The organism is Aeromonas aquatilis, from assembly GCF_054052405.1.
On record NZ_JBSTYP010000029.1, the window covers coordinates 12,213 to 35,602 of the forward strand.

Annotated in this window: 20 protein-coding genes; 7 read left to right on the forward strand and 13 right to left on the reverse strand. The window is 61.2% G+C overall.

The annotated features are described in order from the left end of the window. Positions 1–93 precede the first annotated feature (93 nt). Positions 94–1,773 (reverse strand): sigma-54-dependent Fis family transcriptional regulator, encoded by a 1,680-nt coding sequence (locus tag ACW5W8_RS13040; protein ID WP_498628238.1) that lies wholly within the window; start codon positions 1,771–1,773, stop codon positions 94–96. A 236-nt stretch (positions 1,774–2,009) separates the two neighbouring features. On the opposite strand from ACW5W8_RS13040, the gene exaC reads away from it, so the two are divergent. Continuing rightward, positions 2,010–3,527 (forward strand): acetaldehyde dehydrogenase ExaC, encoded by a 1,518-nt coding sequence (gene exaC / locus ACW5W8_RS13045; protein WP_042079825.1) that lies wholly within the window; start codon positions 2,010–2,012, stop codon positions 3,525–3,527. 80 nt (positions 3,528–3,607) lie between these two features. Here the strand turns inward: exaC and ACW5W8_RS13050 are convergent, their stop codons facing one another. Next, entirely contained in the window at positions 3,608–4,393 is a 786-nt protein-coding gene (locus tag ACW5W8_RS13050) for a helix-turn-helix transcriptional regulator (protein ID WP_498628239.1), read from the reverse strand. A gap of 233 nt (positions 4,394–4,626) precedes the next feature. Between ACW5W8_RS13050 and ACW5W8_RS13055 the strand changes: the two genes are divergently transcribed. Next, on the forward strand, positions 4,627–5,526 hold the full coding sequence (locus tag ACW5W8_RS13055; protein ID WP_498628240.1) for a DMT family transporter: 900 nt from the start codon (positions 4,627–4,629) through the stop codon (positions 5,524–5,526). Positions 5,527–5,602: 76 nt separating this feature from the next. On the opposite strand, the gene ACW5W8_RS13060 is transcribed toward ACW5W8_RS13055, so the two are convergent. The 5 genes from ACW5W8_RS13060 to ACW5W8_RS13080 form a co-directional block, all read right to left on the reverse strand. After that, entirely contained in the window at positions 5,603–6,298 is a 696-nt protein-coding gene (locus ACW5W8_RS13060; protein ID WP_075115718.1) for a response regulator, read from the reverse strand. 3 nt (positions 6,299–6,301) lie between these two features. Further along, a complete protein-coding gene (locus ACW5W8_RS13065) occupies positions 6,302–7,870 on the reverse strand; it encodes an ATP-binding protein (protein ID WP_498628241.1) in 1,569 nt (522 codons plus the stop codon). Positions 7,871–7,887: 17 nt separating this feature from the next. Beyond that, positions 7,888–9,438 (reverse strand): NAD-dependent malic enzyme, encoded by a 1,551-nt coding sequence (locus ACW5W8_RS13070; protein WP_498628242.1) that lies wholly within the window; start codon positions 9,436–9,438, stop codon positions 7,888–7,890. A 23-nt stretch (positions 9,439–9,461) separates the two neighbouring features. Next, the gene (locus ACW5W8_RS13075) at positions 9,462–10,778 is read right to left on the reverse strand and encodes a 2-hydroxycarboxylate transporter family protein (RefSeq protein ID WP_498628243.1); all 1,317 of its coding nucleotides are present in this window, start codon (positions 10,776–10,778) and stop codon (positions 9,462–9,464) included. A gap of 517 nt (positions 10,779–11,295) precedes the next feature. Further along, positions 11,296–11,466 carry a hypothetical protein gene (locus ACW5W8_RS13080; protein ID WP_498628244.1) on the reverse strand — a complete coding sequence of 57 codons (171 nt, stop codon included), beginning with the start codon at positions 11,464–11,466 and terminating at the stop codon, positions 11,296–11,298. 298 nt (positions 11,467–11,764) lie between these two features. Here ACW5W8_RS13080 and ACW5W8_RS13085 point away from each other — a divergent pair, with 298 nt between their 5' ends. From ACW5W8_RS13085 to ACW5W8_RS13100, 4 genes are all read left to right on the forward strand, one after another. Continuing rightward, entirely contained in the window at positions 11,765–12,277 is a 513-nt protein-coding gene (locus ACW5W8_RS13085) for a MarR family transcriptional regulator (protein ID WP_498628245.1), read from the forward strand. Between the two features lies 1 nt (position 12,278). Then, complete coding sequence (locus ACW5W8_RS13090) at positions 12,279–13,334, forward strand: HlyD family secretion protein (RefSeq protein ID WP_498628246.1); 1,056 nt, start codon at positions 12,279–12,281, stop codon at positions 13,332–13,334. Next, complete coding sequence (locus ACW5W8_RS13095; RefSeq protein WP_498628247.1) at positions 13,324–14,427, forward strand: DUF2955 domain-containing protein; 1,104 nt, start codon at positions 13,324–13,326, stop codon at positions 14,425–14,427. Before ACW5W8_RS13090 ends, ACW5W8_RS13095 begins: the two co-directional genes overlap by 11 nt. A gap of 234 nt (positions 14,428–14,661) precedes the next feature. Further along, the gene (locus ACW5W8_RS13100; RefSeq protein WP_498628248.1) at positions 14,662–15,018 is read left to right on the forward strand and encodes an MliC family protein; all 357 of its coding nucleotides are present in this window, start codon (positions 14,662–14,664) and stop codon (positions 15,016–15,018) included. A 56-nt stretch (positions 15,019–15,074) separates the two neighbouring features. On the opposite strand, the gene ACW5W8_RS13105 is transcribed toward ACW5W8_RS13100, so the two are convergent. From ACW5W8_RS13105 to nrdD, 4 genes are all read right to left on the reverse strand, one after another. Next, a complete protein-coding gene (locus tag ACW5W8_RS13105; protein ID WP_042658002.1) occupies positions 15,075–15,467 on the reverse strand; it encodes a TonB family protein in 393 nt (130 codons plus the stop codon). Between the two features lie 176 nt (positions 15,468–15,643). Continuing rightward, a complete protein-coding gene (locus ACW5W8_RS13110) occupies positions 15,644–15,814 on the reverse strand; it encodes a YqaE/Pmp3 family membrane protein (protein ID WP_005343870.1) in 171 nt (56 codons plus the stop codon). Positions 15,815–15,878: 64 nt separating this feature from the next. Next, positions 15,879–16,388 (reverse strand): anaerobic ribonucleoside-triphosphate reductase-activating protein, encoded by a 510-nt coding sequence (gene nrdG / locus ACW5W8_RS13115; RefSeq protein ID WP_371155701.1) that lies wholly within the window; start codon positions 16,386–16,388, stop codon positions 15,879–15,881. A gap of 100 nt (positions 16,389–16,488) precedes the next feature. After that, a complete protein-coding gene (nrdD, locus tag ACW5W8_RS13120) occupies positions 16,489–18,606 on the reverse strand; it encodes an anaerobic ribonucleoside-triphosphate reductase (protein WP_498628249.1) in 2,118 nt (705 codons plus the stop codon). Between the two features lie 445 nt (positions 18,607–19,051). On the opposite strand from nrdD, the gene ACW5W8_RS13125 reads away from it, so the two are divergent. Then, positions 19,052–20,026 carry an ABC transporter substrate-binding protein gene (locus ACW5W8_RS13125; protein WP_498628250.1) on the forward strand — a complete coding sequence of 325 codons (975 nt, stop codon included), beginning with the start codon at positions 19,052–19,054 and terminating at the stop codon, positions 20,024–20,026. An 83-nt stretch (positions 20,027–20,109) separates the two neighbouring features. Here ACW5W8_RS13125 and ligA read toward each other — a convergent pair whose 3' ends face one another. Both ligA and zipA read right to left on the reverse strand, forming a co-directional pair. Next, positions 20,110–22,116, reverse strand: a complete 2,007-nt coding sequence (ligA, locus tag ACW5W8_RS13130) for an NAD-dependent DNA ligase LigA (RefSeq protein WP_498628251.1) — start codon at positions 22,114–22,116, stop codon at positions 20,110–20,112. Positions 22,117–22,215: 99 nt separating this feature from the next. Next, positions 22,216–23,385, reverse strand: a complete 1,170-nt coding sequence (gene zipA / locus ACW5W8_RS13135) for a cell division protein ZipA (RefSeq protein WP_498628252.1) — start codon at positions 23,383–23,385, stop codon at positions 22,216–22,218. Between the last annotated feature and the right edge of the window lie 5 nt (positions 23,386–23,390).

The window sequence follows — 23,390 nt, forward strand, 5'->3', positions numbered from 1 at the left end:
ACGCCCCGGCAAGGGCGCATCATAGCGGCTGGATGGGCAGGGCTCCAGCCGTCATGTGCGTCTTGAAAACGACCGAAGAGGGGGAGTGAGCGCTCAAGGCGCTTCGCGCAGCGTCCGGTAGAGGGTGGTGCGGCTGATCCCCAGTTGGCGCGCGGCCTCGCTGACGTTGCCGCCGCATGCCGCCAGCGTTTGCTGCACCTGCCGCCGGGTTTGTTCACGCAAGCTGGTCGCCTCCCCCATCGGCAAGGCGCCGGGCTCTGTGGCCACACTGGGTAGATGCAGGTGGGCGGGTTCTATCCAACCCACTCCCTCTGCCAGCACACTGGCCACTTCCAATGCCTGCTTGAGCTGACGCACGTTGCCGGGCAGCGGATGGGCCAGCAGTTGTTGCTCCGCATCGCGGGTCAGACGCAAGGTCGGGTCCATCTCCGCCAACAGTCGCTGGATCAGCCCCAAACGCTCAGCGGCAGGCCAACGGCGCAGCGGCATCAGCTGCTGGCGCCAGCCGCAAATCCGGTAATAGAGGTCTTCGCGAAATGCGCCACTCTGCACCATGGCCGCCAGATCCCGGTGGCTGGCACTGACCAGCCAGAAATCCACCGCCTCCGGCTTGTGACTGCCAACCGGCGTCACGCTGCGCTCCTGCAATACCCGCAGCAGTCGGGTTTGAGCCTGCAGCGGCAGTTCGCCAATTTCATCGAGCATCAGCATGCCGCCATGGGCTGCACGCAGATAACCCTGACTGCCCTGGCTGCGGGCACCGCTGAAGGCCCCGCCCACATACCCAAACAGCTCGGCTTCCACCAGATCTGCTGGTAACGCGCCACAGTTGACGCACACCAGTGGCTGATCCCGCCGACTGGACGCTCGGTGCAGGGCCCGCACCAGATGCTCCTTGCCGCTGCCGGTCTCCCCCTCGATAAGCAGCGAAATGCCGCGTTCCAGCATCTTGAGCGGCACCTGCTGCGGATGTGGCACCGGGCTTGAGTGGCCTGGCAGCACGGCGCGGGAAGGTGTCGCGTCCGCTGCTGGCACCAGCCGCAAGCCACGCCCCTCGCGCAGCAGTTGCCTGCCATCGAAAGGATGCTGACCGAGCCAGAGCCGGCCTGCCCGGTTGGCGCCGAGCAGTTCCCCCTCCTCTCCCAGCAACAGGCGAGCGGACCAGAGGCTCTGGGGATCGAGATCCACCAGCCAGCCCGGCTGACGCGCCAATAGTGCGTTTTCGAGGGTCATCGCCAGCAGCCGCACCGTGCCCAGCATGTCGCCATCGTGATGGGCCGCATCGGTGGAGATGTCGAGCACCCCCAGCAATTGCCCATCCGGTCCGAGCAACGGGCAAGCGCTGCAACTGAGGAAGCTGTGCTGGGCGAAGAAGTGCTGATTGCCGAGCACCTGCACTTCACTCTGCTCGGCCAGCGCGGTACCGATGGCGTTGGTGCCCTTGCTCGCCTCACCCCAGCGGGCGCCACTGCGCAAAAAGATACGCTCGGCATGGCGGGCGAACCCCTCATCACCACTGGCGGCCAGAATGGCCCCCTCACCGTCACACAACAACAGGCGACAGGGGCGCCCTGCCAACAACTGGCCAAACAGCGGCAACACGAAGCGCTGGAAGCAGGCAATCAGCGACCTGTGCTGCTCCTGACGGGCCGACAGCTCCCCCTGGGGCAGCAAGTCCAGATCGGCGCTCTGCTGGCGGCTCAGCCCCTGATGCAGGCAACGCTGCCAGGAACGCTGGATCGGACCGGGACCGGGTTGAAGTGACTCACTCATCACACCTCCTGTTCACAAACAGCACGACTGTCTCGGCCACTGTCCAGAAACGGTACAGTTTTATCGCAATAGCCATGGTCATTGGTTAACCAAGATACGCTGCCACACCCCATTTGGTAACGTTTTTGCAACCTTTTGCCTACTGGTCAGACCCTTTGGCACGCCCCTTGCGATATCAGCTGGCAACCGGTCTGTCAGCCAGTCCGGTCAGGATCACACACATAAAGGATGATGAGATGATTTATACCGCTCCCGGTCAGGCAGGTGCCCTAGTCAGCTTCAAATCCCGTTACGACAACTTCATCGGCGGTGAGTGGGTGGCTCCTCGCGCCGGCCGCTACTTTGAAAACATCTCGCCGGTGGATGGCAAAGTATTCTGCGAGGTCGCCCGCTCCGACGCCGCCGATATCGAACTGGCGCTGGATGCCGCCCACAAGGCGTTCACCAGCTGGAGCAAGACCAGCGTCACCGAGCGCAGCAACCTGCTGCTGCGTATCGCCGATCGCATCGAGCAGAACATCGAACGGCTCGCCATCGCCGAAACCTGGGAGAACGGCAAGGCGGTGCGCGAAACCCTGGCCGCAGACCTGCCGCTGGTGGTGGATCACTTCCGCTACTTCGCTGGCTGCATTCGCGCTCAGGAGGGCTCGGCCGCCGAGCTGGATCAGAACACCGTCAGCTACCACTTCAAGGAGCCCATCGGCGTGGTCGGCCAGATCATCCCGTGGAACTTCCCGCTGCTGATGGCCGCCTGGAAGCTGGCCCCGGTGCTGGCGGCCGGTTGCTGCAGCGTGCTCAAGCCCGCCGAGCAGACCCCGGTCACCATCATGCTGATGATGGATCTCATCAAGGACATTCTGCCCCCCGGCGTGGTCAACGTCGTCAACGGCTTCGGCGCCGAGGCAGGTCAGGCACTGGCCACCAGCAACCGGATCCAGAAGCTCGCCTTTACCGGTTCGACCGAAGTGGGCGCCCATATCCTGCGCTGCGCCGCCGACAAGCTGATCCCCTCCACCGTGGAGCTGGGGGGCAAGTCCCCCAACATCTACTTCGCCGACGTGATGCAGCACGAGAGCAGCTATATCGACAAGGCGGTAGAAGGGATGCTGATGACCTTCTTCAACCAGGGCGAGGTGTGTACCTGCCCCTCCCGCGCCCTCGTGCAGGCCAGCATCTATGACGACTTCATGGACCGGGTGCTGGCACGTGCCCGCACCATAGTGCAGGGCAACCCACTCGATACCGCCACTCAGGTGGGTGCGCAGGCGTCCCGCGAGCAGTTCGACAAGATCCTGGGCTACATGGAGATCGGCCGCGGCGAAGGGGCCAAGATGCTGATCGGCGGCGGCCCGGCCAAGGTGAGCGGACTGGAGGGGGGGTTCTACATCCAGCCCACCATCTTCTCCGGCCAGAACAAGATGCGGGTGTTCCAGGAGGAGATCTTCGGGCCGGCGCTCGGGGTCACCACCTTCAAGGACGAAGCCGATGCTCTGGCCATTGCCAACGACACCCAGTACGGGTTGGGGGCAGGCCTGTGGACCCGCGACAGCAATCTGGCCTGGCGCATGGGGCGTGGCATTCAGGCTGGCCGGGTCTGGGTCAACTGCTACCACGCCTACCCGGCACACGCCGCCTTTGGCGGCTACAAAAAGTCGGGGATCGGCCGCGAGACCCACAAGATGATGCTGGACCATTACCAGAACACCAAAAACCTGCTGGTGAGCCACGACATCAACCCGCTCGGCTTCTTCTAGCGCAAGCGGATGTCATCAGAAAGGGCGCCTGCGGGCGCCCTTCTTGTTTTGCTTCATCAGATGACATGTCCGGCAATTTGTTATCGGCCTGACTGTAGGCGATAACGCTGGGGGGAGCAGCCCAGCTCCCGGTTGAACATGGCGATAAAGGCCGAGGTGGAGCCGTAACCGAGCCGCCAGCTGATCTCCTGAATGGGCATGTCGCCCTTGAGCCAGGCCAGCGCCTTGAGCAGCCGCAGCCGGGCCCGCCACTGACCGAAACTCATCCCCAGCTCCCGCAGGCAACGCCGCGCCAGGGTGCGCTCTGTGGTGTGCAGTTGTCCGGCCCACTGAGCCAGAGTACGGGGATCGGCAGGATCGCTGTGCAACGCCGCCAGCATGGGAGCCAGCAGCTTATCCTGACTCATCGGCAGGTAGCTCTCCTGACAACGGGTGCGCGCCAGCCGCTCCACCAGCAACTCGGCCTGACGCTGATCCCACTCATCCACCATATGGCCTACCCGCCGTTCGCAAAAATCGCTCAGCAGGGCGCGAATAAGTGGGGTGAGCAGCAGCAATCTGGGCTCTGGCGGCAGCTTGGCCGCCAACTCGTGGCTGACGTAGATGGAGGTGTAGTCGAGGGTCTGCTCGTTGTAGGAGGTGTGCTCGAGATCCGCCGGTACCCAGATCAGATAGTCGGCAGGGGCCACCAGTCGCTGATCTCCCAGCTCTATCTCCATGATCCCCAGACTGATCATGTTGAGCTGTCCCCAGGGGTGGGAGTGCAGCACGGTCGCGCTGTCGGCCAGCATCTGCTGGTAACTGAAAAAGAGCGGATTGGGAGCGGGCAGAACGACATCTACCGGCTGAAAGTGGTGAGTGGCCATTAGCGCCCCTTGTCAGCGAGAGAGAGGAGCAGGCGTGATACAACGCCCTGTTGGCTCGGTCTCCGGCACAGGTCAAAAGCAGCCATCAGTTGCGGGCAGACGCAGTCCGTATGGGCCGGAATAAGGTGCATCAGAAAGAGTTGTCTTTTCTGCTGGGTCATCTGTCTGTTTTACGCCACTTGATAATATAAAGACAAGGGTAGACTTGGCCCCCTGTTAATAAGGAGCCTCTGATGCGAATCTTTTCCCCCCTGCTCTTTCCGCTGATGGCAGTGCTGATCTGGGCGACCAATACCGTGGTCTCCAAGGCGGCGGCCAGCGTGCTCGATCCGGCTGCCATCTCTTTTTACCGCTGGGTAATCGCCGCCCTGGCGCTGACCCCCTTCTGCCTACCCCAGTTGTGGCGCCGCCGCCACGAGATCCGTCCCTGGTTTGGCAAGCTGCTGGTGCTGGCGGCGCTCGGCATGGTGCTGTTCCAGTGTCTGGCCTATTACGCCGCCCACAGCACCTCGGCCACCAATATGGGGGTAATTGGCTCACTGATCCCGATGCTCACTCTGCTGTTGGGGGCCACCTTCTTTGGTCAGCGTCCTGGCAAGCAGGCGCTGGCGGGCATGAGCATCTCGCTGTTCGGGGTATTCTGGCTGCTGAGCAAGGGCCAGCCGCTGGCGCTGCTGCGCAATGGCATCAACCCCGGTGATGGCATGATGCTGCTGGGCTCGGTCAGCTATGCGCTCTACGGGTTGCTGATCCGCCGCTGGCAGCTACCGTTTGGCCCCTGGCTCAACCTCTATGTGCAGGTCCTGCTGGCCGTACTGCTGCTGGTACCGGTGGCGCTGAGCGCCGATTCGCTGGCGGTGCCTGCCGAAGGGTGGGGGCTGGTGCTGTTTGCCGGGCTCGCCTCGTCCCTGCTGGCGGCCTACTGCTGGATGCGCGGCCTTGCCTGCATGGGGGCCGAGCGTACCTCGGTGTTCATGAACCTGCTGCCGCTCTGTACGGCGCTGATCGCCGTCATCAGTCTGGGGGAGCCGATCCACGGCTATCATCTGCTGGGAGGTGGTCTCATTCTGGGCGGAGTGATGGCCTCCCAACTGAAGATGCGCGCGCCGGTGGTCGAACAGGAAGTCGCTTGAGGCTGCACAGTATCTAGCAACAACAAGGGAGCCAATGGCTCCCTTGTTGCTTTTACCATGCTTGCATGTGTGGGCCTCAACCCGCCCGACGCCAGCGATAGCGCCGCTCCGGCCGGCCCCGCTGACCATAGTTGAGATCCACATCGACCCGATCTTCTGACTCCAGATACTCCAGATAACGGCGCGCCGTAGTGCGGCTGAGGGAGAGTCGCAGCGCCACCGTGTCGGTGGAGAATACGCTCTCCGGCTCGCCCGCCAGCAGATCCAGCACCTGACGCAGGGTGATGCTGTCGATCCCCTTGGGAGTGACGCGCATCTCCTTGATCTGGGAGCGCCCTCCCTTGCCCAGCAGCTTGTCGAGATCTTCCTGCTCCAGCCGACCCCGCTCGCAGAGGCGGCTGTGCAGTTGCAGGATCTCGTCCAGACTCTGCTGGATGCGAAACAGCCGCAATGGTTTGATGACGTAGTCATGAACCCCCAGATTGAGGGCCTGCTGGATGGTCTCCACATCCCGCGAGGCAGTCACCATGATGACGTAGGCTTCGCGGTTGTGGCTGCGCAGGCGGCTCACCCACTCAAGGCCGGAGCCATCGGGCAGGGAGACATCCACCAGCAGCAGTTGGGGCACCACACCGGCCATCATGGCATCGGCCTGGGCCAGGGTGCCGGCCCGCCCCAGCAGGGAGAAACCGGGTGTCGCCGCCACCAGTTCTGACAAGATGGCACCGATCCGATCGTCATCTTCAATAACAAGCGTGATTATTGGGTCCATGGCTCACATTAATTGGTTTTTATTCAAGTAGATACCAAACAGGGTGGTCTGCTCGGCGGTTCGCCGCCATTCTATCACACCCTCGTGCCGACCCACGGTCTCCTTGACCAGGAACAGACCCACTCCGTGATCGCCGCTCTGACGACTCACCCCGTAATCGAACAGATGATCGGCCAGCTCCTCATCGACCCCCTCGCCGCTATCCTCCACCTCGATCACCAGCCGCCGCCCCACATCGCACAGAGAGAGCAGCACCCGCGGCGGCCGCTGCTGGCGATTGCGCCAGGCCGCCTGCAGGCCGTTGTCCAGCAGGTTGCCAATGAGGGTAATGAGATCGGCCGAGACCGAGGCCGGATACTCCGCCAGCGCCGAATCGGGATCGAGCTCCAGGGTCACCCCCAGCTCGCGAGCCCGGCTGAACTTGCCGAGAATAAGCCCCGCCACCGGCTTGTTGTCGATCAGCCGCAGCAGCTCCTGCAGCATGGTCTGGCACGCCTCGTTCTCCTGCTGGATCAGCTCCACCGCCTGATCCACATGGCCCAGCTGCAACAGGCCGGAGAGGCTGCTCAGCTTGTTGGCAAACTCGTGGCTCTGCATCCGCAGCATCTCGGCATACTGGCGCAGGTGGGTCACCTGCACCCCCAGACTGGCAGCCACCTCTGGGCGGCTGAAGATCAGCAGCCGCCCCGGCGCCTTGCCCTGCACCGCCTGCCAGCGACCGACGAAGGACTCCCCCTGAATGGTAAAGCTCACTTCCCCACCCTCCTGCTCCAGACAGGGGGCAAGGGGCGGCACCAGCTCCGCCAGCGACTGCCCCTGCAAGGCGTGGCGCCCGGTGACCGGCAGCCGCAGCTGATAGCTGGCGGTACTATTGATCATGTTGATGTTGCCGCGACCATCGAGGGCAATCACCCCTTCAGTGATGTGTTCCAGCACCAGATCCTGCAGAGTGAATCGGCGCACGATCGCCTCCGGCTCCAGATCGAGCAGGGTCTTGCGCAGCAGGTATTGCACCCAGAGCGCCAGCAGCAGGCCACACCCCAGCACCGCAACGATGGCACTGATGAGCAGGGCCACCCGCTCCATATAGATGCCCTCTACCTGCTGCATCAGATAACCAACAACCACGGCCCCCATGACGCGCCCATCCCCGCCAACCACCGGGGAGAAGCAGCGGATCGCCGGCCCCATGGTGCCCCGATCCTTGGAGCAGTAGCTGCGTCGCTCCTGCAGCGCGGGCCAGATATCCTCGCCGCGAAACTTCTGTTCCACCAGCTCGGGGTTGGGGTGGCTGAGGCGGCGACCATGCTCATCGGTCACCACCATATAGGTGGCGTCGGTGCGGTTGCAGACCGCCTCCACGTAGTCGCGCAGGGTCGGATCACTGCCCTGACGCAGGGCCTCGACCACCCGGGTGTCCGCCGCCATCACCCGTGCCAGATCGCTCCCCTTATCCTGCAGATTGCTCTCCAGAAGATGGCGGATAAAGAGGGCCAGCAGGCTGCCCAGAATGAGGATCAGCAGCAGGGAGAGCCCAAGAGAGAGGGTGACCAACTGGTGGCGTAGTTTCATGCACATACCTTAAAACGTCAGGACGCTGCCCAATAGTGCGGATGCCACCAGGTCTGGTCAATCAAAGGTGCCGGATCGCCAACAAAATCGGCCAATCCTTCCTCGCGTGCGCAGAGCGCCACCGCTCTGGCGACGGCGCGGGCCACCTCTCCCACCTGTTCAATCGGGGGCAACAGCCGGCCCGCCACCAGCGGATAGGCACCAACCGCCCGCACCGCGGCCAGCAACATGCCATCGCTGATGCGGCGCGCCTTGACCGCGCAGGCCCCGAGACCAATCCCCGGGAAGACATAGACGTTGTTGCACTGGGAGACTACCCGCCACTCCCCGGCCACCGTCACCGGCGCAAAGGGGCTGCCGGTGGCCAGCAGGGCGCGGCCATCTGTGGCAGCCCACACCTGCTCGGGGGTGGCCTCGGCGCTGCGGGTCGGGTTGGAGAGTGGCAGGATCACCGGCTGATCGCACTCCTCCCCCATCGCCTGCAACACCTCGCCAGTAAAGAGGCCGCCCTGCCCGCTCACCCCGATCAGCACCGCCGGGCGAACTTGACGGATGGTCTCCAGCAGCGAACTGTTCCCCTCCTCAACGGCGCGGGCAAACGGCTGTTGGGCGCGAGTCAAGTTGGGACGATCGCTGCAGACCACTCCATCCTGATCAAACAGCCAGACGCCATCGCTGCGCCCCGCCAGCTGGGCCAGCATGGCGGCGATGCCGCAACCGGCAGAACCCGCGCCGACGATCAGCACCGGGGCATCGCCCAGGGCGGTACCCGCCTGCTGCAACCCGGCCAGCACGCAGGCAGAGGCGACCGCCGCCGTCCCTTGAATATCGTCGTTGAACATGCAGAGATCGTCCCGATAGCGGGTCAGCAAGTTGGCGGCGTGCTTGCCGGCAAAGTCTTCAAACTGCAGCACCACCTGCGGCCAGCGCTTGCGAATGGCGGCCACCACCTTGTCCATAAAGTGGTAGTAGCTCTCGCCGTCAATGCGCGGGGATTGCCAGCCGAGGTAGGAGTCATCCTCCAGCAGCTCGGGGTTGTTGGTACCCACATCGACACAGAGCGGCAGGGTGCGCGCCGGATTAATGCCGCCAGCAGCGGAGTAGAGCGCCAACTTGCCGATACAGATCCCCATGCCGCCGATACCGAGATCGCCGAGCCCCAGCACCCGCTCGCCATCGGAGATGACGATCACGTCCACCTCCTGCTCCACCGACTCGAGGATATCATCCAGATCATCCCTGTCGTGCCAGGAGAGATAGAGGCCGTGGCTGCGCAGATAGAGGTCGCTGTGGCGCTGGCACGCCTCCCCCACCACCGGGGTATAGATGATCGGCAACAGCTCCGGCAGATGGTGGCGCACCAGATCGTAGAACAGCACCGGATTGTCCTCCTGCAGCTGACGCAACAGCAGATGCTGGTCAAACGGGCTTTGCATGGCGCTGACCAGCCGGTAGATCCGCCGCCGCTGCTGAGAGAGGGACTCCTCCTTATGGGGCATACGACCCCGCACGCCCTGACGTTTGCGCTCGGCATAGGGCAGGCTGGTACCCATCATGATGTCGTTCATCTTGTTTGTTCCTCAATCCGGTATCAGGCAAGCAGGGAGATAAGGGCGGTGGCCAAAATCAGCATTACGGCACCGCCAAGGCGAGAAGATATTTGGGCAAAGGGCATCAGCTTCATGCGCTGGGCCGCCGAGAGCACAGCGACATCGCCGGTGCCGCCCATGTTGGCCATGCAGAGTCCGCCGGTAATGGCCGCCTCGATGGGATAGAAACCGATCATCCGGCCCACCAGCGCCGCGCCGAGGGCGCCACCGATCACGGTAACCATGACCAGCACGAAATAGCTGATGGAGAAGGCGCTGATCAGCTCAGGAATACTGGTGTAGGCGACGCCGATCCCCACCAGCAGGGAGGGGGTGAGGTTGCTCACCACAAACTGATACCAATCGGCCGCCGCCTGCTCATAACGGCGCGGCAGCACGCCGCTCACCTTGATGAAGGCAACCGCCAAAATCATCAGGGCGAAGGGGTGCATGGGGATAAAGTTGCCGAGCAGGGAGCCCAGCACAAACATGCTGGAGCTGATGAAAAGGCCCATGCCAAGACTCTGCAGGGTCGGCGCTTCGGCCTGCTCGTCAGCAATACTCTGGCTATTTTCCTTGACCATCAGCTTGCCGTTGCCGGTCAGGGAGGGGTAACGGCGACCAAGGCGCGCCAGCAGGGAACCCACCAGAATGGCCAGGGTATTGGCGATCACCACCGCCGGTACTATGCGCGACAAGAGATCCGCACTGGACATCTGCATCGGGCCGGAGAGGATCTCCACCAGGGGCACGGCACCTGCGCCCATGCCACCGCCCATGATGGGCAGGCCGATCAGCAGCACGGCATTCTTGAAGCCGTAACCCATCAGGGAGCCGACGAAGCCGACGCTCAGCAAGGCCAGCGTCACGCCGCCGAGGATCACCGGCAGATAGCGCATGGCGGCATTTTTCAGCAGCGCACTGCTCATGCCAAACACCGAACCGGTCACCAGACTGGCGATAAAGAAGTTGAGAAAGCCCCCCTCCTTCATGAAGTTGGTGATGACCTGCCCCGCCTGCACCGGCAGCAGCTGATATTCAAACAGGGCGGCGCCACCAAAGATGGCGAGGATGGTGCCGCCCCCCAGATATTCACGGATCGGCATGATCCGCTCCCCCAGCTCGGTCAGCAGGGTGCCCAGCACAAACATCAGTGCCAGCGCACCGACCATGCCCAGCGGCAACGAGCCATTCCAGCCGGAAAAGAGAACGCAAGTCGCCAGCCCCCAAAATATAAAGAGCGGCATACCGGCAATTTGTTGGCCGCCCATAAAGGCGGCCTTTTCTTGTGTGGTTGGTAGGGGTGAGAGGTTTTTCATTGTTATGTACTCTGCGTGTGATTGTGGCCGCTACTTTATTGATCCCCCTCGCCCCTGTCGGTTAGCCAGATTGCAAAGCCATATAAAAACATTAAAAACTTAAACATCATGGTGCCGCCAACGCATGCAGTACAATAGAACACCAGACCATCGATGCCCTGCTTGACCAGGAAATTGGGCGATAAAACGAGCGAGCCCAATGGCGGATATTTGGGTGATCAGCAGTAATAACGATGCGATGATCTCCCCCCTTCGAGGAAATAACAGAGCCAGATGACAAGCTCTGCGACCATTTATCGCCACAGCTCCTGTGAGTGATAATCAGCGGGCAATGTCATCGCCATAACGCAAGTGCCACGGCTTGCCACATCAGGGTTTGAGTCAGCGTGCAGGAAGCACGCACGATGGAAAATGGTGAGGAGAAAGATGCAAAAAGGGGAGATTGAAATAGTGATGAGTCAAGCCAGCGAATACCAGAGCACTGGCTTGAACTCACAAGGAACACACACGGTCAGGTCTATTCTGCCAACAGCAATGGAATATTGGCGGGGTCAAAATCATGACTGATATCGGTACTTCTGATTGCGCCTTCCCGATTCACGCCATGGTGTGACTCTGCACCATATTCTCCATCACTCAACAGCGTTTCAATTGCCAGATACACACATCCACTGTCATATTCATCCACAGCCCGTTCCCCCCTTGTTTTATAACCCCATCAATATTAGCGGATAAAAAAAGAGCTGCTCGCTGAAGCTGAAAATTTTATGAAAATAACCACCGGATATCCTCAATTCACGGCGCAATATCCGAATCGGCAAGAGAGCCTCGGGTGGATCAGCTCCGAGAATAATATCAGGGGCTCGAACGATGCTAACTCGCACCAGCGAAAGATCCGACCAGAAACATGATCCGCATCACACTATTTACTTAGCCTGCTAAACAAGTATGATGGTTAGCAGGCTAAGTATATTGAGGATGAGAAGATGACGGATCTGGAAAGGTTGCGCGAGCTGTCGCTCGCCGAGCAGATAGCGCGGATGCACCGGCTATGGCGTACTGCCGCCGATCTGGAGCTGGCCCCCCTTGGCCTCACCCATCCCCGCTGGACCGCGCTGTGGAAGCTCTCCCGCATGGGGAACCATGTCAGCCAGAAGACCCTGGCCGAAGCCCTCGAGATAGAGCTCCCATCCCTGATGCGCACTCTGGGCCAGCTGGAAGAGCAGGGACTGATTGAGCGCCACTGCTGCAGTCAGGACAAGCGGGCCCGCATCGTCTGCGTGACCCCGGCCGGCCAGACCCTGCTCGATCAGATCGCCGACCGCATCATGAATATCCGCCGCGAGCTGCTGGGGGGCATCGACGAGCAGACCCTGCAGCTGTTTGAAGCCACGGTGCAGCGGATCTCGGCCAACGCCCTCAGCAAAATTGAACAACACCACGACCGACAAGTCGGAGGCGATACAAGTCCTCCCGAGACCGACACAGAGAGAGAATAAGATGACCCCGGATCAACAATTTACCCGCTGGATCAAATGGTCCATGGCGGGCTTTGCCACCCTGTTTGCCTATTTTCTGATAGCCGACCTGCTGATGCCCCTCACCCCTCAGGCGATGGCGACCCGGGTGGTCACCAAGCTGGCCCCCCAAGTCAGTGGCAAGGTGATCGAGGTCGCCGTTCACAACAACCAGCAGGTCAAGAAGGGGGATCTGCTGTTCAGGCTGGATCCGGCCCCTTTTGAACTGGCGGTGGAGCAGGCCCGCCTTGCGCTGGCGCAGGCAGAACAGCAGAACAGTGAACTGGATGCGGCCCTGACCGCCGCCGTTGCCGAGATCAACGCCAAAGAGACGTTGGCCAACCAGAAGTGGCGCGAGGCTGAGCGAACCGATGCGCTGTTTCAACGCCATATGGTTTCGTTGCAACAAAAAGATGAGGCTGACAGTGCCCTGCGCAGCGCTCAGGCCAACCTGCGCGCCAGTCAGGCCAAGCTGGCCCAGATCAAGGCGAGCCGTGGCGTGACCGGTGAGGGCAATCTGTTGCTGCGCCAGGCCCGCAACAAACTGGCGCAAGCGGAGCTGGCCCTCTCTTACAGCCGGGTCCACGCGGATCAGGATGGCACCATCACCAACCTGCAGCTCAAGCCGGGCAGTATCGCCAGCACCGGCAGCCCGCTGCTGGCGCTGGTGTCGGAACAGGTAGATGTCATTGCCGATTTTCGGGAGAAGAGCCTGCGCCATATCGGCGAGCAAACCCGCGCACTGGTCGCCTTCGATGGCGAACCGGGTCAACTCTATCCTGCCCGGGTAAGCAGTCTGGATGCCGGGGTGAGTGCCGGTCAGTTTGATGCCAATGGTCGACTGGCGGCGCCAGTGGAGTCGGATCGCTGGGTACGGGATGCCCAGCGGATGCGGCTGCACCTCGAGCTGGACCAGCTCCCCGACCATCTGCCAGCCGGTGCGCGGGCCACGGTGCAACTGCTGCCGGACAATGCCCTGACCGCCATGCTGGCACGGGGCCAGATCCACCTGCTCAGCCTGCTGCATTATGTCTATTAATCAGGTATCTACTAATCCCGTAGCGACCTCCGTAGCTACCAATACCGTGCCTGCTCATCACGCCGCGCACCTCTGGTATCGCCCCCTCACCGGCAACGAGCTGCGCCAGTGCCTGCGCATCGCCTTTGGCTGCACCACGGGCTTTCTGCTCTGCAAGCTGTTTGGCTGGGGTTACGGGGTCTTCTACACAGTTACCCCAGTGTTGCTGCTGGGGATGGTACCTGTAATGAATGGCCATGCCGCGCGCCAGCTGATCGCCGCGGCGGCAGTCTGTGGTGTGGAGGTCGGGCTGCTGGGAGGGCTGTTTGGCAGCCATCCGGCGCTGATGACCCCCATCGCCTTTCTGCTGTTTCTCTACCGCTTCGCCGCCATGTCGCGGGGCAGCCTGTTTCTGTTCGGGGCCAACGGGGTGCTGAGCCTCAGCATCATGCTGCACTTTGCCAGCTATCCGCAGACCGACCTCAACGACCTGATCCTCAACAACCTCTGGTCGAGCGTGCTGTCGGTGCTGATCGCCTATCTGATGACCATGCTGATCCCGGATGTGGAGACCAGACCCAAACCCTCGTCAGCCCCCAAGGCGCCGCACCGGATGCGCCATGAGGCGCTGCTGGGTGCCACAGTGGCCACCCTCTCGTTTCTGGTGTTTCAGATATTTGATCTGCATGACTCCATGTCCGCCCAAGCCACGACCTTGCTGGTGCTGTTTCCCATGCACTGGAACGGTGCCCTCAGTTATGCCCGCAAACGGGCGATGGGCACCTTGCTGGGGGTCACCTTCGGCCTGCTCGGCCAGCTGGTGCTCTATGACTGGTCAGGGCAACTGTTGCTGGTCGCCCCACTGCTGTGGCTCGGCGCCATGCTGTTCAGCCATGCACATGTCAAGGAGGCGGGCGGCTCGGGGGTCGGCTTTGGCGCCCTCACCACTCTCGGCATCCTGTTTGGCCAGTACCTCACCCCGGGCAACGATCTGGTGTTCAGCGCCCTCTACCGGGTGAGCAGCATACTGTTTGCCATCGTCGTCACCCTGCTGGCCTGCTACCTCATCCACCGGTTGCTTAACCGCTTCGAGGCAACCCGCTTCGGTTATTGATCTCCTGTTGTAAACACTGTTGTCAGCCCATGGATGAGCTCATTTCCGCCCCGTCGCTTGCCGGGGTGTTTTTTTGTCTTCCGCGTTTCCCCCTCCCTCGCCATCCCTGCCGCAAATTAGAGGTACCTCCGAGGCAGGCCAGACAGCCAACGACGCACCGAATGGCCACATGGATTGCACAATAACGGCAACCTGTTAGGCTCACGCCCGTATGACACCAATGGAGCTGTAATCATGAATAAGGCACATATGATGGCCGCTGGTGCGCTGACCCTCGGCCTGCTCGCTGGCTGCAATCAGGGCAATACCCTCTCAGTCACTGGTGGCGAACCTGTCGGTTACCAGTGCGAGCAGGGCAAGAAGGTGCAGGTGCGCTACTTCTCCCTCTCCGACGAAAGCCTCAGTTTTATCAAGCTGTCGCTGCCAGATGGCAAGGATTACACCCTGCCCCAGGCCATTTCGGCCTCCGGTGCCCGCTATACGGACGAGCACGAGGCCGTCTGGTGGAACAAGGGGAATGAGGGTTTTGTCGAACTACGGGATCAGGATGGCGAGTGGCAGACCGCCTACAACGACTGCAAACAGCAATAAACGTGACCCCGGCCTGGCCGGGGTCTCTCTTTCTCTGGCATCAGAGTGATGGGGGATCAGTTGATCTCGATCTCGAAGCGGTTGGTCACCTCGACCGGAATGGCATCCGGGTTGCCCTCTGCCGGGCTGTAGCGGATCCGCGAGAGGGTCGCCAGCGCGCTCTGTTCCAGCTCGCCGGGGGGCTCGGCCGCCACCACTTCCGGCTTGACCGGCGTGCCGCTGGCGTCGATTTGATAGCGAACTTCCACATACCCCTTGACCGGTTTGGCTGGCAGGGCGGGCTCGTCATTGCCAAGCCATGACCACTGCGTCTCCTGAACCCAGTAGCTGGACAACTGCTCGAGAGGGATAGCGATCGGAGCGCGCTCGTGCGCTACCTCCTGACGGGATGAGCACCCCAGCAACAGTGTCACTGCCAGACCTGACCATACTGCGACTTTCCACTTCATGTAACGCTCCTTGTTCTCTGCCGGTGTTTGTTGCCGGACTGCAGGGCGCTCAACGCGGCCCGCTTGGTCAGTCACCCATCCTAACGAAAAAGTATTCGTATGAACATGAACAAAAGGGCCAACCCCGAGAGGTTGGCCCTTTTATCGTCAATAAGCTCACTAACCAGCCGCTGGCATCAGCCGCGCTTGTCGCTCACCACCAGCCAGAGCGCATGGACCATGCCTGGCAGACCGCCCAGCAGGGTCAGCACTATGTTGATTAAAAAGTGCAGGCTAAAGCCCACCTGGATAAAGGCGCACACAGGGGGCAGGAAAATGGCCAGCAGGATCTTGAGCAGATTGTTCATCTCGGCTCTCCTTTTCAAAAATGTCGTCAGGATTGGAATGGGCTAACCATAAACATCCCGGACTTCAACTGCAAACCAGACAGGGAATTCGCTCACCCGCATCACGCCAGGCGTTGAGGTCGTGGATCTGCTGATTGCTGCTGCCACGCCAGAGCAGGCCCGGGTCTGCCAACTCCTTTTCATACTTGCCATCCACCAGCACATCCAGCAAGGCCACCAGCTCGCGCTGGGCCTCTGACAGTTCGCCGAGCAGATAACCGGTCCAGCACCAGATATCCTTGCCCGGACACTCGGCACGCACCCGTTTCACCAGCGCCAGCACGTGAGGCACGTTGGCCGGGTGGAGCGGATCGCCGCCGGAGAGCGACAGACCTCGCCGTTTGATGCGGCTGTCGTTGAGATCCGCAATGATGCGATCGCTCATCGTCTCATCGAACGGCTTGCCGCCATCGAGCCGCCAGGTGCTCTGGTTGTAGCAACCCGGGCACTGATGTTCGCAGCCCGAGACAAACAGGGTGGCACGGGTGCCGGGGCCATTGATCACATCGACCGGATAGTATTGGTGGTAGTGCATCGTTTGTTTCCTGCCTCGTTCACGGGACTGCGGCATGGTTGCCGCCCTCCAATGAAAATGGCCCCTTGAGTCAGGGGCCAGCTCTTCATCATTGCAGCGCTCACATATGTTTGACGCGGCGCTTCACCTCTTCCTGCTTGCCCGCATTGAAGGGGCGCGCATCCGGGCTGCCGAGGTAACCGCAGACACGGCGGGTCACCGACACCTTGGCGGGGTCGTGGTTGCCGCAGCGCGGGCAGGTGAAGCCCTTGGAGGTACACTCGAACTCGCCGGTAAAGCCGCAGTCGTAGCACTCGTCGATGGGAGTGTTGGTACCGTAGTAGGGCACCTTGTCATAGCTGTAATCCCAGACGTTTTCAAGCGCTTCCAGATTGTGCTGGATGTTGGGGTACTCGCCGTAGCAGATGAAGCCACCGCTGGCGATGGGCGGATAGGGCGCCTCGAAGTCCAGCTTGTCGTACGGATTGACCTGCTTCTCCACATCAAGGTGGAAGCTGTTGGTGTAGTAACCCTTGTCGGTCACGCCGGATACCACGCCAAACTCCTTGGCGTCGATGCGGCAGAAACGGGTGCAGAGGTTCTCGCTCGGGGTGGAGTAGAGACTGAAGCCGTAGCCGGTCTCCTCTTTCCACTCATCGATGGCTGCTTTGAGACGGGCGATGATGGCGATGGCTTTCTGTTGCAGCTCGGCGCTGTCAAACAGGTGCACCTTGTCACCAAACAGGGCGTTGATGGTCTCGTGAACCCCGATATAACCGAGGGAAATGGAGGCACGACCGTTCTTGAAGATCTCGCTGACGTTGTCGTCTGCCTTGAGACGCACGCCGCAGGCCCCTTCCATATAGAGGATCGGCGCAACCCGTGCTTTCACCCCGTCCAGACGGGTGATGCGGTACATCAGCGCCTTCTTGGCGACCCGCAGGGAGGCATCGAGACGATCCCAGAAGTCCGCTTCGTCACGGGATTTCAGGGCAATGCGCGGCAGGTTGAGGCTCACCACCCCTAGGTTGTTGCGACCTTCGTGGATCAGCTCGCCATTCTCCTCGTAGGCACCGAGGAAGGAGCGGCAACCCATGGGGGTCTTGAAGGAGCCGGTCACCTTGACCACCTGGTCGTAGTTGAGAATGTCCGGATACATCCGCTTGGAGGCACACTCCAGCGCCAGCTGCTTGATGTCGTAGTTGGGATCGCCCTGCTTGTGGTTGAGGCCATCCTTGATGGCGAACACCAGTTTCGGGAACACGGCGGTCTTCTTGTTCTTGCCAAGGCCGGCGATGCGGTTGCTGAGGATGGCGCGCTGGATCATCCGCGACTCCCAGCTGTCCCCCAAGCCAAAGCCGAAGGTGACGAACGGCGTCTGACCGTTGGCGGTGTGCAGGGTGTTGACCTCGTACTCCAGCGACTGGAAGGCGTCGTAGCACTCTTTCTCGGTGCGAGCCATGGCGTAGGCTTCCACATCGGCAATGCCCCACTCTTCGGCCACTTCACGGTGTTTCTGCCAGCTGATGGTCACATAGGGGGCCAGCACTTCGTCGATGCGGTTGATGGTGGTGCCGCCATAGATGTGGCTCGCCACCTGGGCGATGATCTGGGCGGTCACGGCCGTGGCGGTGCTGATGGATTTCGGAGTATCGATCTCCGCATTGCCCATCTTGAAGCCGTGGGTCAGCATCCCTTTCAGATCGATCAACATGCAGTTGAACATCGGGAAGAAAGGTGAGTAATCGAGATCGTGGAAGTGCAGATCGCCGCTCTCATGAGCCTGAACCACATCACGGGGCAGCATGTGGCTGGTGGCATAGTGCTTGGCGACAATACCGGCCAGCAGGTCGCGCTGGGTCGGGATCACCTTGGAGTCTTTGTTGGCGTTTTCGTTGAGCAGGGCGGCGTTGGTCTGCTCGACCAGACCACGGATCTCCTGCGCCAGACGGCCGCGGGCCTCGCGAGCCTGATCCCTGTCGTGGCGATATTCGATATAGGCACGGGCGATGGCCTTGTCGTCGGAAGCCATCAGGTGGTTTTCAACCCGGTTCTGGATCTCGTGGATATCAACTTCACCACGCCCTTCCAGCTCCTGACTCACCGCATTGGCAATGCGGGAGGCGAGTGCCGGATTGGCCTGATTGACCGCTTCCGCCGCTCGGCTGACCGCATCGCGAATCAGCTGGGCATTGAATGGTGCGCGACATCCGTCACGTTTGATCACAACCGGTTTCATGAATTTTCCCCGTTAAAAGGCCAGGCATTTGCCTCTGGCTCACCCTTGTTGGGCCCCCCTCCCGGCATCTCGTCCTGGACGCAAATAAATTCAGCCGAGGCTTGACAAGCCTGGGCTGAAGATAGGAAGGGAACAGCTTATACACAGCTTAATAACACAACATATAGGGATTAAAAACGAATGCGTCCCTATATGTGGTGTCTATTAGGCACCAAAGCGAAGCCTCATTTCTTGATCCAGAACAGGTTTTTCAGCGAGCGGGACAGTTCACGACCAACCAGAAAAAGCTCCAATCAAATCCAGCCCCAAGCGTGGTGCGGGCTGGCGTCCGATCCGTCCAACCGAAAAAAATCGCTCCTCCGCCACACCCGTTTCGAGATGACAGCGCCAACCAAAACCACCCATACTGAGTAAGTACACTTTACCGCTCGACAAGGGATTACCTATGCGCACCTCCCTGATGTTGCTACTGCTCTCCACCCTCGCCCTGCCGCTCTGGGCTGCCAACATTCTGGTGATCAGCAGCTACCATCCCGAATACCTGTGGGATCAAAGCTACAACGAAGGACTGCTCGATGGCTTGCAGGGGGAGCACAAGATCACTCACTTCTATATGGATACCAAACGCCATCCACGGGAGAAGTTTGACGAGATCACCCAGCAAGCCATCTCCTTTTATCTGAAGAGCAAACCGGATCTGGTAGTACTGGGGGATGACAACGCCATCAACTATCTGGCCAACGAGATCGCCTCGCTGGGTACCCCGGTGGTGTTTCTAGGCATGAACGAGAACCCGCGCCTCAAGGGCTTTGTCGGCCACCCCAAGATCACCGGCGTGCTTGAGCGTCCCCTGCTCAAGCGCAACATCAGCGAAATAAGCCAGATGATGGGGGGGCTCGACAAGGCACTGGTGCTGTTTGATTCCAGTAATGTGGCCCTCACCGCCATTGAGGATGAGTTCAAAACCCAGACCGAGCTGCGGGTCGGTCAGACCCGGGTCAACAGCCAGCTGATGGGGGATTACAGCCTCTGGCAGGAGGCGGTGCTCAACGCCAAGAAGAACGGCTATCAGGCGATCTTCCTCGGCCTCTACCACACACTGGTCGATGACAATGGCAAGCATGTGAGCGAAAAGACGGTGCTGGAGTGGACCAGCGCCAACACGCCGGTGCCGCTCTTCTGTTTCTGGGAATTTACCGTCGGCAAGGGGATGGCCATCGGCGGGCTGGTGCTGGACGGCCACGATCAGGGGATACAGGCAGCCAGCCTCATCAACACCATACTGGCGGGTACCCTGCCCCGTACCATCTCCCCGCGCGCGGCCCTGCGCGGCGAATATGTCTTCAGCAAGAGCGAGCTGGCCCGCTGGCAGCTCACCGTGCCCGACAAATGGCGTCACAAGATCCTCTGGCGTGAGTGACCACCCAAACAAAAAAAGAGAACCCGGCCATGCCGGGTTCTCTTTTATCGGGTGCTGCGGTTAGCAGGCTTGGTGAGGGCTATTCAGCCCTGCAACGCCTGTTGCAGCTCCTCTTCGGTCCAGATGGTGATACCCAGCTCTTGTGCTTTGGTCAGCTTGGAACCGGCAGCTTCCCCCGCGACCAGCACATCGGTCTTGGCAGATACAGAGCCCGCTACCTTGGCGCCCAGCGCCTGCAATGCCGCCTTGGCGTCGTTGCGCGACAAGGTGGTCAGCGTACCGGTCAGCACGAAGGTCTTGCCGGCAAAGGGTTGCTCCGCGGCCTCTTTCTTCTCGATGGCCGGCCAGTGGATGCCGGCTGCCAGCAAGGCTTCCAGCACCTCCACGTTGTGGGGCTGACGCAGGAAGTAGTAGACATGCTTGGCCACCACATCGCCCACGTCAGCCACTTCGAGCAGTTGCTCCACCGAAGCGGCGTGCAGGGCATCCAGGGTGAGGAAGTGATTGGCAAGGTTAAGCGCAGTCGCCTCCCCCACTTCGCGGATCCCCAGAGCAAACAGGAAGCGCGGCAGGGTGGTGCTGCGCGCCGCATCGATGGCGGCTACCAGATTGAGGGCCGATTTTTGCCCCATCCGCTCAAGACCGGCCAGCTGGATGGCGTTGAGGCTGAACAGATCGGCGGGAGTCTTCACCAGCCCCTTGTCCACCAACTGCTCGACAATCTTGTCGCCAAGGCCATCCACATCCATGGCGCGACGGGCGGCAAAGTGCTTGATCGCCTCCTTGCGCTGCGCCTCGCAGAACAGGCCACCGGAGCAGCGGGCAACCGCTTCCCCTTCCAGCCGCTCCACCGCAGAGCCACAGACCGGACACTCGGTCGGGAAGAGGATCGCACGGGCGTCGCTTGGGCGCTGCGCCTCCACCACGGCGACGATCTGCGGGATCACGTCCCCTGCCCGGCGCACGATCACGGTATCGCCGACCATGACGCCAAGGCGCTCGATCTCGTCGGCGTTGTGCAGGGTGGCGTTGGAGACAGTCACGCCGCCAACAAACACAGGTTTGAGCTTGGCCACCGGCGTCACGGCGCCGGTACGGCCAACCTGAAACTCGACGTTCTCAAGCTCTGTCATCTCCTCCTGCGCCGGGAACTTGTGGGCGGTCGCCCAGCGCGGCGCGCGGGCCACAAAGCCCAGCTCCTCTTGCAGAGCGATAGCATCCACCTTGTAGACCACACCGTCGATCTCGTAAGGCAGCTCGCCACGGCGGGCCAGAATGTCGTCGTGGAACGCCTGACAACCGGTAGACCCCTCTTTGAGTTTCACCTCGGGACTAAGTGGCAACCCCCACTCCTTGAGCTGATTGAGGCGACCGAAGTGAGAGCCACCGAGCTGCTCGCCGCCGACACCGACGCCGTAAGCGTAAAAGCTCAGGGGACGGCTGGCGGTGATGCGTGAATCGAGCTGACGCAGGCTGCCAGCGGCGGCATTGCGCGGGTTGACGAATACCTTCTCGCCCGCTGCCAGCGCCTTGGCGTTCATCGCCTCAAAACCGGCCTTGGGCATAAAGACTTCGCCACGCACCTCCAGCCGGGCAGGCCAGCCAGTGCCACGCAGCGCGAGCGGAATGGCCTTGATGGTGCGGACGTTCTCGGTGATCTCCTCACCGGTGGCGCCATCGCCCCGGGTGGCCGCCTGCACCAGCTGACCATTTACATAGAGCAGGCTCACCGCCAGACCGTCAAGCTTGGGCTCGCAGCAGAAGGTGAAACGCACGTCACGCTTGAGGCGATCGCTCATCCGTTGTTCGAACGCCTGCAACTCTTCGCTGCTAAAGACGTTATCCAGACTGAGCATGGGGATCTCGTGACGCACCTGACGGAACGCCGTCAGCGGCTGGCCGCCGACCCGCACGCTCGGGGACGCCGGCGTTTTCAGCTCGGGGTGGTCGGCTTCCAGCGAGATCAGCTCGCGCATCAGGCGATCGTATTCGGCATCCGGCACTGTGGGGTTATCCAGCACATAATACTGGTGACCATATTCGGTAAGCAGTTCACACAATTGACGGTGGCGGGAGAGAATATCGCTCATGAAAAAGTCTCGAAGTGTGATTGAACATACGGCCGGGGTAGAAACAAAAATGCGGTACCAGGGTACCGCACTTTTTCTTCACTCGACCCGCATGGCGTATTAGTCGCGACTGGCCTCGTAGGCAGCCAGCTCGTGACGGTAACGGGCAATGGTCTCGTCGCTCAGCGGGCTGCGATCCATATCTGTCAGCATGGCATCGAGATCGCTGGCCAGCTGATCGGCAGCCTGCAGCATATCCTCGAAGGCAAACGCGGCATTGCTGCGCAGCGGCAGTTGCATGAACAGGGAGACACCCGGCGTGGTGAACTGTTCCATCCGGTACGGGTTAAAGGTACCCGGCTTGACCATGTTGATCATGGAGAAGAGCACTTCACCCTTGCCGTTGGGATCTTCGTGACGGTGGAAAATATCCATCTCGCCAAACTTGAAGCCCAGCGCCATCAGGGATGAGAGCAGGGTCGCACCTTGCAAGTCGTGACCCGGACGGCCCATCAGGTTGATGACATAGACATCCTGCCAGATCTTCTCGACCGGCTGGGGGGCCATGCGCGGCTCTTCAACCACAGGTGCAGGTGCCACATAGGCCGGCTCTTCATACACAGGCTCGGGAGCCACATGACGGGGCTGCGGCTGGTATTCCGGCTCGGGTGCACGCACCGGCTCGGCACGAACGGTATCAGCGGTACGGACTGTCTCTGCACGGGCACCAAAGGTCGGTGCGGTCGCATAAGCGGGCTCGACCAGCGGCTCGTCGTCCAGCGACTGCATCATGGGCTCGCGCTGGGGACGGGAACGGTAGACAGGGGTACGACGATTGACCTGAGCAGGCTTGCGCACCGGCGCGGCGGGCGCCTCGTCGATCTCCTCGGGCAGCGGTTCGTCGAACGCTTCCTCTTCTTCATAGACAGGAGGCGGCGGAACCGGGCGGGCAGCAGGCTTGCGCACTACGGGCGGCGGCAGATCGTCCTCGTCATCTTCATCATCAAAGGCGGGTACGGCGGGGCGACGAGCGAGTTCCGGCTGGCGGCTCTCTTCGCTACGCAGCTTGGGCTCGGCACGACGGCCACCACTGACCACACGCACCTGGCCGATGCCATCGCTGTCGAAGGCGTCGTTGTCACGATCCCGCGACTTGGAGTCCATCCGTCCAATCGGTTTCTCTTTGATCGGTGCCTGACGATTTTTTCTGTTGCTCCACAACCCGTGAATGAGCAATGCCGCAATAGCAATACCGCCCAGGGCAACCAAGATGTAACGCAATTCCTGCATTAGCT

Excerpts from the sequence above, each read along its gene's own strand:
- ACW5W8_RS13065 (WP_498628241.1), bottom strand. The coding sequence starts at position 7,870 with ATGAAACTACGCCACCAGTTGGTCACCCTCTCTCTTGGGCTCTCCCTG.
- nrdG (WP_371155701.1), bottom strand. The coding sequence starts at position 16,388 with ATGCACTACCACCAATACTATCCGGTCGATGTGATCAATGGCCCCGGC.
- ACW5W8_RS13075 (WP_498628243.1), bottom strand. The coding sequence starts at position 10,778 with ATGAAAAACCTCTCACCCCTACCAACCACACAAGAAAAGGCCGCCTTT.
- ACW5W8_RS13090 (WP_498628246.1), top strand. The coding sequence starts at position 12,279 with ATGACCCCGGATCAACAATTTACCCGCTGGATCAAATGGTCCATGGCG.
- ACW5W8_RS13040 (WP_498628238.1), bottom strand. The coding sequence starts at position 1,773 with ATGAGTGAGTCACTTCAACCCGGTCCCGGTCCGATCCAGCGTTCCTGG.
- ACW5W8_RS13070 (WP_498628242.1), bottom strand. The coding sequence starts at position 9,438 with ATGAACGACATCATGATGGGTACCAGCCTGCCCTATGCCGAGCGCAAA.
- ACW5W8_RS13110 (WP_005343870.1), bottom strand. The coding sequence starts at position 15,814 with ATGAACAATCTGCTCAAGATCCTGCTGGCCATTTTCCTGCCCCCTGTG.
- ACW5W8_RS13060 (WP_075115718.1), bottom strand. The coding sequence starts at position 6,298 with ATGGACCCAATAATCACGCTTGTTATTGAAGATGACGATCGGATCGGT.
- nrdD (WP_498628249.1), bottom strand. The coding sequence starts at position 18,606 with ATGAAACCGGTTGTGATCAAACGTGACGGATGTCGCGCACCATTCAAT.
- exaC (WP_042079825.1), top strand. The coding sequence starts at position 2,010 with ATGATTTATACCGCTCCCGGTCAGGCAGGTGCCCTAGTCAGCTTCAAA.
- ligA (WP_498628251.1), bottom strand. The coding sequence starts at position 22,116 with ATGAGCGATATTCTCTCCCGCCACCGTCAATTGTGTGAACTGCTTACC.
- ACW5W8_RS13100 (WP_498628248.1), top strand. The coding sequence starts at position 14,662 with ATGAATAAGGCACATATGATGGCCGCTGGTGCGCTGACCCTCGGCCTG.
- ACW5W8_RS13055 (WP_498628240.1), top strand. The coding sequence starts at position 4,627 with ATGCGAATCTTTTCCCCCCTGCTCTTTCCGCTGATGGCAGTGCTGATC.
- ACW5W8_RS13105 (WP_042658002.1), bottom strand. The coding sequence starts at position 15,467 with ATGAAGTGGAAAGTCGCAGTATGGTCAGGTCTGGCAGTGACACTGTTG.
- ACW5W8_RS13085 (WP_498628245.1), top strand. The coding sequence starts at position 11,765 with ATGACGGATCTGGAAAGGTTGCGCGAGCTGTCGCTCGCCGAGCAGATA.
- zipA (WP_498628252.1), bottom strand. The coding sequence starts at position 23,385 with ATGCAGGAATTGCGTTACATCTTGGTTGCCCTGGGCGGTATTGCTATT.
- ACW5W8_RS13125 (WP_498628250.1), top strand. The coding sequence starts at position 19,052 with ATGCGCACCTCCCTGATGTTGCTACTGCTCTCCACCCTCGCCCTGCCG.
- ACW5W8_RS13050 (WP_498628239.1), bottom strand. The coding sequence starts at position 4,393 with ATGGCCACTCACCACTTTCAGCCGGTAGATGTCGTTCTGCCCGCTCCC.
- ACW5W8_RS13095 (WP_498628247.1), top strand. The coding sequence starts at position 13,324 with ATGTCTATTAATCAGGTATCTACTAATCCCGTAGCGACCTCCGTAGCT.